General features: G+C 72.6%; 9 protein-coding genes. 2 read left to right on the forward strand and 7 right to left on the reverse strand.

What is annotated here, in order from left to right; genetic code table 11:
• Positions 1–130: 130 nt before the first annotated feature.
• The 5 genes from AOM02_RS12520 to AOM02_RS12540 form a co-directional block, all read right to left on the reverse strand.
• Positions 131–619 carry an NUDIX hydrolase gene (locus AOM02_RS12520; RefSeq protein WP_062299731.1) on the reverse strand — a complete coding sequence of 163 codons (489 nt, stop codon included), beginning with the start codon at positions 617–619 and terminating at the stop codon, positions 131–133.
• Positions 620–678: 59 nt separating this feature from the next.
• Positions 679–1167 carry an NUDIX hydrolase gene (locus tag AOM02_RS12525; protein WP_062299734.1) on the reverse strand — a complete coding sequence of 163 codons (489 nt, stop codon included), beginning with the start codon at positions 1165–1167 and terminating at the stop codon, positions 679–681.
• Positions 1168–1222: 55 nt separating this feature from the next.
• On the reverse strand, positions 1223–1987 hold the full coding sequence (locus AOM02_RS12530; protein ID WP_439645408.1) for an SGNH/GDSL hydrolase family protein: 765 nt from the start codon (positions 1985–1987) through the stop codon (positions 1223–1225).
• 119 nt (positions 1988–2106) lie between these two features.
• The gene (locus AOM02_RS12535; protein WP_082105089.1) at positions 2107–3831 is read right to left on the reverse strand and encodes an FAD-binding protein; all 1725 of its coding nucleotides are present in this window, start codon (positions 3829–3831) and stop codon (positions 2107–2109) included.
• Between the two features lie 117 nt (positions 3832–3948).
• On the reverse strand, positions 3949–4932 hold the full coding sequence (locus tag AOM02_RS12540) for a zinc-dependent alcohol dehydrogenase family protein (protein WP_062299737.1): 984 nt from the start codon (positions 4930–4932) through the stop codon (positions 3949–3951).
• A gap of 190 nt (positions 4933–5122) precedes the next feature.
• Between AOM02_RS12540 and AOM02_RS12545 the strand changes: the two genes are divergently transcribed.
• Positions 5123–7492, forward strand: coding sequence for a LamG-like jellyroll fold domain-containing protein (locus AOM02_RS12545; RefSeq protein WP_062299740.1), 2370 nt, complete (start codon positions 5123–5125; stop codon positions 7490–7492).
• Positions 7493–7681: 189 nt separating this feature from the next.
• Positions 7682–9142 carry a glycoside hydrolase family 43 protein gene (locus AOM02_RS12550; protein ID WP_062299742.1) on the forward strand — a complete coding sequence of 487 codons (1461 nt, stop codon included), beginning with the start codon at positions 7682–7684 and terminating at the stop codon, positions 9140–9142.
• Positions 9143–9199: 57 nt separating this feature from the next.
• Here the strand turns inward: AOM02_RS12550 and AOM02_RS12555 are convergent, their stop codons facing one another.
• Together AOM02_RS12555 and AOM02_RS12560 are read right to left on the reverse strand one after the other, a co-directional pair.
• Positions 9200–11128: a glycoside hydrolase family 127 protein gene (locus tag AOM02_RS12555; protein WP_062299744.1), complete on the reverse strand. Its 1929-nt coding sequence runs from the start codon at positions 11126–11128 to the stop codon at positions 9200–9202.
• A gap of 3 nt (positions 11129–11131) precedes the next feature.
• Positions 11132–11968, reverse strand: coding sequence for a carbohydrate ABC transporter permease (locus AOM02_RS12560; RefSeq protein ID WP_062299747.1), 837 nt, complete (start codon positions 11966–11968; stop codon positions 11132–11134).
• Between the last annotated feature and the right edge of the window lies 1 nt (position 11969).

Raw genomic sequence — 11969 nt, forward strand, 5'->3', positions numbered from 1 at the left:
GTCTACCGACTCCTCACCAACCCCACCGCTTGACAGACATAGAAGCGTCGCAGGAGTCGAGAACCTCGCGAAACCGTCCGCCACTTCCCCGCAGCAGGTCGGGGTCAGCATGGGGTGGGTGCGGGCCGGCTCAGGCCTCGAAGCGCGTGACCTCGCCTGCCGCGAGCGCGTGGCCCACGCGACCGGTCATCTCGTCGCTCAGCGGCGGCAGGCGGTCCTCGTCGAACCAGCGGGCCTCGAGGTTCTCGCCGTCGGCCGGGTAGGGCTCGCCGCTGACCCACCGGAAGCGGAACGTGAGATCGAGGAACTGCACGTGGTCGCCGTTGGGATACACGGCCGGATCCTGCACGTGGACCCACGCCAGGGTCTCGGGCTCCGCGACGACGCCGGTCTCCTCGAGCAGCTCGCGCGCCGCGGCGATCGCGGGCTGCTCCCCCGGGTCGATGATGCCGCCCACGGCCGCCCAGGTGAGGAAGTCGGACCGGTGCGCGAGCAGCACCTCGCGGACGCCCGGACGCGCGGCCGACGGGCGCACCACGACCGCGGTCGCGCTCATGAGCCACAGCGGGTCGTGCCCCACCTTCGCCCGCAGCTCGAGGATGTAGTCGGGCGTCGCCATGCGGCCACGCTACCCGCGCCGCGCGGGGCCCACCAGGGCCGATGCGCGCGACCCGGCCGCTAGAAGGTCCAGCGGCAGACGTCCCCCGGCGCGAGGCCTGCGGCGACGCGGTTGGCCATCTCGTCGGACATCTCGGGCAGCGCGTCCTCCTCGAACCAGCGGGCCTCGAGGTTCTCTCCGTCGGCGGGGAACGGCTCGCCGCTGACGTAGCGGAAGCGGAAGGTGAGGTCGAGGTACTGCGACCGGTCGCCGTTCTCGTAGCGCATCTCGGGCAGCGAGTGCACCCACACGAGGGCCTCGGGCTCGGCGACGACGTCGGCCTCCTCGAGGCACTCCCGCGCGCCCGCCACGGCCGGCTCCTCGCCGGGGTCCACGATCCCGGTGACCGGTGTCCACGCGCCGTTGTCCGCGCGGCGGACCATGAGCACCTGGCGCACGTCCGGACGCTCGGGCGAGGGGCGCAGCACGACCGCCGTCACCCCGGGGAGCCACAGGAGGTCCGTGCCGATCTTGGACCGCAGGTCGAGGATGAACTCGGGGGTCGCCATGGCGCCACGCTACCGTGCGGCCGATGCGCCTCCCGCCCCGTCCGAGGGGCGAGGCTCAGGCGGCGGGCGCCTCCACCGTGGTCCAGGTGGGGTGCTTCGGCACGCGGCCGTCGCCCGAGGAGCGCCCGGTGAGGCGCCGCCCGATCCACGGCAGCACGTAGCGCCCCACGTACGCCGCCTCGGCGAGCACGCCGGGGCGGCCCGGGTCGCCCGCGGGCGCGACCGGGAGGTCCGTCTCGACGCCCATCGCCGCGAGCACGCGCGCCGCGACGCGGGCGTGGCCGAGCGGGTTGAGGTGGAGCCGGTCGGCGTCCCAGTAGGCGGCGCGGCGCATCTCGGGGTCGCGGTAGTTGTCGACGAACGTGACGTGGTCGTACTCGGCCTCGAGCCGGTCGACGGTCGTCATGAGCTCGTCGGCGCGGTCCGCGAAGGAGCGGCCGCGCGGCAGGCGCTCGGTCGGGTCGGGGCCCGACAGGATCACGAGGGAGACCCCGGCCTCGGCGGTGCGGTCGACCACGCGGCGGGTCAGCGCCTCGATCCGCGCCATGTCCCAGCCGGGCCGCATCATGTCGTTGCCGCTGCCGTTGAAGGTCATCACGTCGGGCCGCGGCTCGAGCGCGAGGGCCGCGTCGCACTGGACGGTCGCGATGGGCTCGATGAGGCGTCCGCGGATCGCGAGGTTCGCGTACTCGACGGACCCGTGCGCCTCGGCGAGGCCGAGCGCGACCAGGTCCGCCCATCCCCGCACTCCCCCGTCGGGCTGCGGGTCCCCGACCCCCTCCGTGAAGCTGTCGCCGATCGCTGCATATCTCACGTCCATCGACCCTAGACCCTTCGGACCGGGCGGCCGCGCGCGCCGGTGGCACGGGGCTCCCGCGAGGTGCGGGGCCCGCGACGAGGGGTGGGGCCCCGGCGCCCGCCGCGGCCCCACCCCGCCGCTCATGCGCCGGACGCGTGCTCCGCGGGCTCGCCCACGGCGCGGTCCACCGCGCTCTCGACCGCCAGCTCGGCGGCCCGCGCGACCGCGTGACGGCCCGCGAGGTACCCGAACACGAGCGCCGGGCCCAGGGTCGAGCCGGCTCCCGGATACGTGCGCCCCACCACGGACGCCGAGCAGTTGCCCGCCGCGTACAGGCCGTCGATGACGGCGCCGTCCGTGTCGAGCACGCGGGAGTGCTCGTCCGTGAGGAGGCCGCCCTTCGTGCCCAGGTCGCCGAGGACGATCTTGAGCGCGACGAACGGCCCCTTGGCGATCTCCCCGAGGTTCGGGTTGGGTCCGTGGGTCGGGTCACCGTAGTAGTTGTCGTACGCGTCGTGGCCGCGCCCGAAGTCCTCGTCGACGCCGTTGCGCGCGAACGCGTTGAAGCGCTGCACCGTCCGCTTGAACGTCGCCTTGTCGACGCCCATCTTCTCGGCCAGCTCCTCGAGCGTGTCCGCCTCGACCGCGACGCCCTCCTCGAAGAACGTCTTCTTCCCCTGCAGGAATGCGTTGTTGAGGTAGCGACGACGGTGACGGACGTCGAGGACCATCCAGCTGTGGTTCGTGCGCTCGAGGCCCCGCTCGAGCATCGCGTGGCCGAAGTCGACGTACGACGTGGACTCGTTGACGTAGCGGCTGCCCTCCTGGTCCACGACCATCGAGAACGGCATGGACCGCTCGGACACGATGAACGTGGGCCCGCCCTTGCTCGTGGGCGCCACCGAGGGCCCCCACCACGCGTCGTCCATGAGCGCCACGTCCGCGCCGTGGCGCATCGCGACCTCGATCGCGCCGCCCAGGTTCGCGGGGTTGCCCGACGACGCCTCCGAGTCGAGGCCCTGGTACGTCGCGCGCCACTCGGCGTTGTGGTCGAAGCCGCCCGCGCCCAGGTGGACGCCCACGCGCGCGCGGATGCGACGCTCGCCGCCCGGGCCGGCGACGACCGCGCCGACGCACACGCCGTCCTCGACGACCAGGTCCACGACCGGCGTCTTCAGGCGCACCTCGGTGCGCTGCTGGACCTTCGCGATGTACATGAGCCGCGCCGCGAGGGACATGCCGAGCCCCGTCAGCCGCCTGCCGGTGACGAGTCCGCCGAGCGCGCGGAACACGAGGTTGGCCCCGCCCACGAACCCGCTGGGCGTCGACCATGCGCGGGCGAGCAGGTAGGTGTCGCCCGCGAACAGCGGCAGCCCCGGCGGCAGCGTCTCGCGCGCGCTCCCGTACCAGTCGCCCAGGTCCTTGACGTTGAAGGGCGCCGGCTCCACCGTCCGGCCGCCCGCGATGCCTCCGGGCAGGTCCGGGTAGTAGTCCGGGTACCGCTTCGCGGTCTTCCACACGAGGCCATGGTCCTCGAGCCACCCGTGCACCACGGGCGCCGTGCGGACGAATGCCTGGCGCCGCTCGAGGGACGATGCGGGCCCCACCTCCTCGGGCGTGCCGACGCACGCGTCGAGGTACGCGAGCACCTTCTCCTCGGAGTCGCCGACCCCGATCTCCTTCATCCCCGGATGCGTGGGCAGCCAGCAGCCGCCGCCGCTCATCGCGGTCGATCCGCCCCACTTGTCGGAGCCCTCCACGACCAGCACCTCGAGCCCGTCGTCCGCCGCCGCGATCGCGGCGGACATCGCCGCCGCACCCGTGCCGGCCACCAGGAGGTCGACCTCCTCGTCCCACTCGGTCATGCGTCTCCCCTTCGGGTCACGACCGGACATCGTTGTCCGGTTCCGTCACCCGACTCTACCGGACAGGCATGTCCGGTTGAAGGGGGCGCACGCGGGCCCGGCGGGGCACGCGGCGCGTCAGCCCATGCGGACCACGAGCGAGCCCCGGGCGCGGCCCGCGCGCAGGTCCCTCAAGGCATCGTCCACCCCGTCGAACCCGTACGTGGTGACGGCCGGCGCGAGGCGCAGGTTGCGCGCGAGGGCGAGGAACTCGGCGCCGTCGGCCCTGGTATTCGCCGTGACCGAGCGCAGGTCGCGCTCGTAGAACAGCGAGCGGTCGTAGTCGATCTCCGGGATGGGCGACATGTGGATGCCCGCGGAGACCACGGTGCCGCCGCGCGTCGTCGCGTCGAGCGCCCGGGCGAGGATCGCGCCCACGGGGGCGAACACGATCGCCGAGTCGAGAGGCGCGGGCGGCACGGCGTCCTCCCCGCCCACGAAGTCGACCTCGAGCTCCCGCGCGAGCGCCTGGTTGCGCTCGCCGCGCGTGATCGCGACGACGGTCGCGCCGGCGGCCTTGGCCAGCTGCGCCGTGATCGAGGCGCTCGAGCCGAAGCCGTAGATGCCGAGCACGCCGCCGGGCGGCAGGTTGGCGCGCCGCAGCGCCCGGTAGCCGATGATGCCCGCGCACAGGAGCGGCGCGAGGTCGAGCGCCTCCTCGTCGCGCGGCAGCGGGTACGCGTAGGCCGCCGGGACGGTCAGGAGCTCCGCGTAGCCGCCATCGTGGTCCCAGCCGGTGAACGACGCCTCCGGGCAGAGGTTCTCGCGCCCCGCGCGGCACCACCGGCACGTCCCGCAGGTCCGGTTCAGCCACGCGACGCCCACGCGCTCACCCTCGTCGATGGACCGCACGGCCTCGCCCGCTCCCACCACCGTGCCGACCACCTGGTGACCCGGGACCACGGCGGGACGATGCACGGGCAGGTCGCCGTCGACGACGTGCAGGTCGGTGCGGCACACCCCGCACGCGTCGACGCGCACGAGCAGCTCGTCGGCGGCGGGGACGGGGTCCGGCACGGACTCCTGGCGCAGCGTCCCGTCACGCACCTTCCAGGCGTCCATCGCCACCTCCCCCACCAGTGAAGCACCGCGCGCGGCGCCCCGCCGTGGACGCCCGCACACCAGGCGGGACGCCCCCCAGGCCCGCGCCAGGGTCGCGATTGCGCGCGCATGTACATCGTTGTAGAGTCACGGCGGCGAGGTCACGGACGACCTCGCAGCAGTCTCTGTCCAACGATGAACAGGAGATGATGTGGCCCGCAGCCGCACCACCCGCCTCACCCTCGGGGCGATCGCCGCTACCGCCGCAATCACGGCGACCACGGCAGCCGCCGCCCCGGCCTGGGGCGGCACCACCACCCCGACGCCGTCCTTCGACGACGTCACCGTCCACGACCCCTCGATCGTCACCTCGGGCGACGACATCTGGGTCTTCGGCTCGCACGGAGCGTCCGCGTACACGACGGACCTCATGCACTGGACCCAGAACTCGGTCGACCTCAGCCAGGATGCCGACAACCCGCTGTTCGACGACGTGCACGAGGAGCTCGCCGAGGCCTTCGAGTGGGCCCAGACCAGCACCCTGTGGGCCTCGGATGTCATCCAGCTGGCCGACGGCAAGTACTACCTCTACTACAACGCCTGCAAGGGCGACTCCCCGCGCTCGGCGCTGGGCGTCGCGGTGTCCGACGACGTCGACGGCCCCTACGAGGACCTCGGGATCATCCTCAAGTCCGGCATGTGGGACGAGGAGTCGGAGAACCCCGGTGAGATCTACGACGCGACGATCCACCCCAACACCGTCGACCCCGACGCCTTCTACGACGCCGAGGGCAACCTGTGGATGGTCTACGGCTCGTACTCCGGCGGCATCTTCATCCTGCAGATGGACCCCGCGACCGGCCTGCCGCTTCCCGACCAGGGCTATGGCAAGCACCTCGTCGGCGGAAACCACGCCCGCATCGAGGCGCCCACGATCCGCTATGACAGGAAGACCGGCTACTACTACCTCTTCCTGTCGTACGGCGGGCTCGACGCCACCGGCGGCTACGAGGTCCGCGTCGCGCGCTCGACCAGCCCCGACGGCCCCTACGTCGACGCCAAGGGCACCGACATGTCGACGGTGAAGGGCGCCGAGGGCACGCTGTTCGACGACGTGTCGATCCAGTCCTCCGGCGTGAAGATCATGGACGGCTACCTGTTCCCGCGCGAGGTCGGCGACCCCGGCACCGGCCTGGGCACCGGGTACGTCTCGCCCGGCCACACGTCCTGGTACGACGACCCCGACACCGGTGCGTCCTACATCGTCCTCCACTCGCGCTTCCCCGGGACGGGCGAGATGCACAACGTCCGCGTCAACCGCATGTACATGAACGCAGACGGCTGGCCCGTGGTCGCCCCGCAGCGCTACGCGGGTGAGAGGAACAGCTGGGTCAAGGCCCGCGAGATCGTGGGCACGTGGGAGGTCGTCAAGTTCACCGACGCCATCACCGCGGACACCACCGCGCCGCTGAGCATCACCCTCAACGCCAACGGCCGCATCACCGGCGACCTCAAGGGACGCTGGGAGCGCGCGGGCGAGAAGCGGGCGACGTTGTACACGCCGAAGGGCACGTTCACGGGCGTGTTCGCCCGCGTGTGGGACCCCGCCACCGAGGAGTGGACCGTGGGCCTCACCGTGCAGTCCAAGCGCGGTCTGTCGATGTGGGGCCGTCAGGTCGAGGTGCTCACCGGCAAGGCGGCGGTCGACGCCGTCGTCGCGGACCTCGACCTCGGCGACACCTCCGCGGTGGTCTCGGACCTCGAGCTGCCGACGGACGGCACCGGCGACACCACCATCACGTGGCGGTCCTCGAACCCGGCGGTCGTCTCGACCACCGGCGAGGTCACCCGCCCGGCCGCCGGCGAGGCCGATGCGCAGGTCACCCTGACGGCGGCCGTGCGCAACGGCACCGCGGTCAAGAAAGTCTCGTTCACCGTCATCGTGAAGGCCCGCCCCGAGGCCCAGCAGGTGGGCGCGTGGTCGTTCGAGGACACCCTCGCGGACAACGCGGGCGCCCTCGCCACCCCGACCGTGACGGGCAACCGTGCGGACAACACGGGCGGCGCGGTCTCCTACGTGGCCGACGGCGTGTCCGGCTCGGCGCTCCACCTCGACGGCACCGCGGGCGTGCGCCTGCCGGACGGCCTGGTCCAGGGCGACACGTACGCGGTCTCGATGTGGCTGCGCCCCGAGGCGCTCACGTCGTACACCTCCGCGTTCTTCGCGGCGAGCGCCTCAAACCAGTGGCTCAGCGTGGTCCCGCAGGGCTGGAACGGCGAGACGATGCTGTGGTCGAACGATGGCGCTGCCTGGTACGACGGCGTCACGTCGCAGCTGATCCCGGTCGACGAGTGGACGCACCTCGCGTTCTCGGTCGACGCGGGCCAGGTCACGCTCTACGTGAACGGCACCGACGTGGGCGCGAACCCCGCGTTCACCGACGTGCTCACCAGCCCGTCCGCCATCTTCGCGCTCGGCGTCAACTACTGGGACACCCCGTTCCAGGGTGACATCGACGAGCTCGCGATGTGGACGTCCGCGCTGACCCCCGAGGAGGTCGCCGCGCTCGCCGCCGGCTGATCCTCTCCCACCCCAGGAGCGGGGGCGCCACCCCGATGCGCCCCCGCTCCGTCGCGTCCGGGGACGATGCGCGGCCACGAGACGCGGGCGGCCACCGGTTTGACCCACAGATTTACAACGTTGTACTGTCGCGTCCACGTCGGCGCTCGCGCCGCCCGCTCTGTCCAACGACGCACAGGAGTACCCCTCGTGAACCGCACCCGGGCCGCCGCGGCCGCCGCCACCCTCGCGACCGCCACCCTCGCGCTCAGCGCGTGCAGCGCATCGTCCGGCGGGCTGCCGGACCTCCCCGCCCCCACCTTCGACGAGGTCACCGTCCACGACCCCTCGGTGGTCACCTCCGGCGAGGACGTCTGGGTGTTCGGCTCGCACGCCGCCTCCGCGCACACCACCGACCTCATGAGCTGGACGCAGAACACCATGAGCGTCTCCGACGCGGACGCCGCCGGCCTGTTCGACGACATCCGCGCCGAGCTCGCGGAGACCTTCGCCTGGGCGCAGTCCGACACCCTGTGGGCCGCGGACGTGATCGAGCTGCCCGACGGCCGCTACGCGATGTACTACAACGCATGCGAGGGCTCGTCCGCCCGGTCGGCGCTCGGGCTCGCGATCGCGGACGACGTCGCCGGCCCGTACGTGAACCAGGAGATCCTGCTCCGGTCCGGGATGTGGGACGAGGAGTCGGAGAACCCCGGCGAGATCTACGACGCCACGATCCATCCCAACACGGTCGACCCCGACGCCTTCTACGACGCCGACGGCGACCTGTGGATGGTCTACGGCTCGTACTCCGGCGGCATCTTCATCCTCGAGATGGACGAGGAGACGGGCCTGCCCGTGGAGGACCAGGGCTACGGCGAGCACCTGGTCGGCGGGAACCACTCGCGCATCGAGGCGCCGAACATCCGCTTCGACGAGGAGACCGGCTACTACTACCTCTTCCTGTCGTTCGGCGGGCTTGACGCCTCCGGCGGCTACGAGGTCCGCGTGGCCCGTTCGGAGGACCCGGACGGCCCGTACGTCGACGCCGCGGGCAACGACATGTCCGCCGTCATGGGCGCCCCGGGCACCGTCTTCGACGACGCGTCGATCGAGCCGTACGGCGTCAAGGTCATCGGCGGCTACGAGTGGGCCGACGGCCCCGGCATCGGCGGCGACCAGGGCTACGTCTCCCCCGGCCACAACACCTGGTACGACGACCCCGAGACCGGCGAGTCCTTCCTGATCTTCCACTCGCGCTTCGCGAGCACCGAGGAGATCCACGAGGTGCGCGTGCACCAGATGTACATGAACGCCGACGGCTGGCCCGTCCTGTCCCCCGCGCGCTACGCCGGCGAGAGCCTCACCGCGGTCTCCGAGGACGAGGCGGCGGGCACCTACCAGGTCGTGCTGTTCGACAAGATCATCTCGCCGCTCGTGCCCACCTCGGTCGAGGCCACGCTCGAGGCCGACGGCACCGTGTCCGGCGGCGTCGAGGGCACGTGGGAGCTGGGCGACGATGCGGCGGTCACGCTGACGACCGTCGACGCGACCTACTCCGGCGTCGTCGCGCCGGTGTGGGACCCGACCGCGGCCGCGTGGACCTGGGGCCTGACGGTGGTGTCCGACGGCGGCGTGCCGCTGTGGGGCCGGCAGGCCGTGGACGCCTAGCACCGACGGCAGGCCGGAGGCCGGGCACGGATCCCCGTGCCCGGCCTCCGCCGTCGTTCACCGTCCCGCGACGGGGATGAAGACGCGCATCTCGGACGGCGCGCGCTCGCCCCAGCGGTGATAGGGCACCAGGGTGACGTCGGACGATGCGGAGCCCGGGTCGACGGGACGCGTCGCCTGGTACGGCGGCGCCCCTGCCGCGTCGGGGAGCGCCGGCCGCACCGTCGCGGACACGACCGCGCCGTCACCCGACGCGCGCGGCACGGCATCCGGGTCGATCCGCACGTCCTCGAGGCGCACGCCCGCGGGAAGGTCGGTCGACTCCACGCACAGCACGAGCGGCCCACGCTCGACCGCGACGGTCCCGCGCACCGCGTCGATGCGCGGGTCCGGCCAGACGAGGCGCGGCTCGTCCCCGAGCTCGAGCACGTACCTGTCGCCCGCGGCGAGCACCCGCCCGTCCTCGAACCACCCCGGCGCGACGCCGACGGCGCCGCCGTCGGGCCCGGTGACCGTCGCCTCACGCGACCATCCGGGCACGCGCAGCCGCAGCACGACGGCGGCCGCGGGTGCCTCCTCGACCGTCACGGCGACCGTGCCCGCGTCCGGGTACGCGGTCTCGACGCGCAGCCGCAGCCGCTCGCCGTCGACCGCGACGTCGACGATGCCCGGCGCGTACAGCAGCAACGAGACGGTCCGTTCCTCGACCGATGCCGCGTACGAGTGCAGGGAGGCGAGGGTGCGGGCGACGTTCGTGGGGCAGCACGACACGTCGAACCAGGGCGCGCGGACCCCACCCTCCGCGCGCATGTTCACGCCCTCGCCCGCATACTCGGCGCCGGCGACGCGCTCGTGGAGCGGGTTCGCGTAGAAGAACGCCGTCCCCGTCGCGTCGGGCGCCGTGGCGACCACGTTGTGGAGCGTGCGCTCCATGAGGTCGACATAGCGGACCTCGCCGGTGGCCAGGTAGAGCCGCCACGAGAACATCACGGACGCGACGCCCGCGCACGTCTCGCAGTAGGCGCGGTCGGGCGGGAGCTCCCAGTCCTCGCCGAAGCCCTCGTCCTGGTGCCGGGAGCCCATGCCCCCGGTGATGTAGGTGCGGCGCTCGACGGTGTGCGCCCACTGGCGCTCGAGGACGGCAAGCAGCGCGACGTCGTCCGTCTCGACGGCGACGTCGACCGCCCCGGCCGACAGGTACAGCGCGCGCACGGCGTGCCCGCGGAGCGCCTCGGCCTCGAGGATCGGCGTGTCGTCCTGGAAGTACTCGGCGGACAGCAGCGGACGCACCGCCAGCGTGCCGTGACCCCGACGCTCGAGGAACAGCCGCGCCTGGTCGACGTAGCGACGCTCGCCGGTGGCCCGCCCGAGCTCGGCGAGCGCTACCTCGACCTCGGGGTGGCCGCACAGCGTCTCGCGCGCGCCCTCGCCGAACTCGCGGCAGATGTGGTCGGCGGCCCGACGCGCCATCGCGACGAGCGGGTCCTCCCCCTTGGTGCGCAGGCGCGCGACCGCCGCCTGCATCAGGTGGCCCATGTTGTAGAGCTCGTGCCCCATCGACATGTCGGAGTAGCGCGGCGGCAGGCCGGGATGGCCGAACGCCGTGCCGACATATCCGTCGGGGTCCTGGGCGGGCGCGATCCGCGCGACCAGGGCGTCGTACGCCTCGGCGAGCCTCGCATCGTCCCGCCGCCCGAGCTCCCACGCGAGGCCCTCGAGCAGCTTGTACACCTCGGAGTCCGCGAACTGCCAGCCGGCGCGCTCGACGGTCGTCTCGCCCCGGCCGACGCGGTCGAAGTTCTCGAGCCACCCGAGGCGCTCCATCCACGCGATGCAGTGGGCGAAGGTGTGCTCGGCGTTGACGCGCTGCCGGGCGCCCCAGAAGCCGTCGGGATCCCACGCCACCTCGGTGAGGCCGGCGCCGCGCCGGGTTCCCGCCGTCGGTCGTACGGGGGCGGCGGCGCCGCCCACGGTCGTCGTCGTCACGTCTCAGTCCTTCACCGCGCCGGCGGTGACACCCGCGGCGACGTATCTCTGGGCGAACACGAGCAGCACGGCGGCCGGGATCGAGGCGACCACGGCGGTCGCCATGATCGCGTTCCACTGCGTCGTGTTGTTGCCGATGTAGGCGTAGATGCTCAGCGTGATCGGCACGAAGTCGGCGTTGCGCGCCAGCGTCGACGCGAACACGAAGTCCGACCACGCCCACAGGAACGCGAAGAGCGACACCGTGAGCACGGAGTTGCGGCTGATCGGCATCACCACGGACACGAACGTGCGCCACGCGCTCGCCCCGTCCATGCGGGCCGCCTGCAGCAGCTCGCGCGGGATGCCGCTCATGAAGGCCGTGAACAGCAGCACGCCGAACGGCACGGCGATCGTCGAGTCCGCGAGGATCAGGCCGGGGATCGAGTTGAGCAGCCCGAGCCGGACGTAGATCGCGTAGAAGCCCATCGCCATCACCACGGCGGGGATCATCTGCGCGACGAGCAGGATGAAGTTCAGCGTGCGGCCGCCGCGCAGCCGCAGCAGCGCGATCGCGTAGCCGGCGGGCGCCGCGAGCGCCACCGTGAGCACCACGCATCCGAAGCCGATGAGGAGGCTGATGCCCAGCGCGGGCAGCTGCTGGTCGAACACGGCCTGGTAGCCCTCGAAGGTGGGATCGAGGGGCAGGAGGTTCGGCGGGTTGTTACGCAGGTCGCCGCGCTGCGTCAGCGAGACGTTCACCATCCAGTAGACGGGGAACAGCATCAGGACGGTGAAGAGGATGCCGAGCGCGGTCTTCCACCAGGTGCGGCGCGGGGCGCCAGGGGCGTTGAGCGCCATG

It is taken from the genome of Demequina maris (genome assembly GCF_000971155.1).
Classification (GTDB): domain Bacteria; phylum Actinomycetota; class Actinomycetes; order Actinomycetales; family Demequinaceae; genus Demequina; species Demequina maris.

What these genes read in the sequence shown, in the direction of transcription:
- AOM02_RS12535 (WP_082105089.1), bottom strand. Translation starts at nt 3,831, where the DNA reads ATGACCGAGTGGGACGAGGAGGTCGACCTCCTGGTGGCCGGCACGGGT.
- AOM02_RS12530 (WP_439645408.1), bottom strand. Translation starts at nt 1,987, where the DNA reads ATGGACGTGAGATATGCAGCGATCGGCGACAGCTTCACGGAGGGGGTC.
- AOM02_RS12520 (WP_062299731.1), bottom strand. Translation starts at nt 619, where the DNA reads ATGGCGACGCCCGACTACATCCTCGAGCTGCGGGCGAAGGTGGGGCAC.
- AOM02_RS12560 (WP_062299747.1), bottom strand. Translation starts at nt 11,968, where the DNA reads ATGGCGCTCAACGCCCCTGGCGCCCCGCGCCGCACCTGGTGGAAGACC.
- AOM02_RS12540 (WP_062299737.1), bottom strand. Translation starts at nt 4,932, where the DNA reads ATGGACGCCTGGAAGGTGCGTGACGGGACGCTGCGCCAGGAGTCCGTG.
- AOM02_RS12525 (WP_062299734.1), bottom strand. Translation starts at nt 1,167, where the DNA reads ATGGCGACCCCCGAGTTCATCCTCGACCTGCGGTCCAAGATCGGCACG.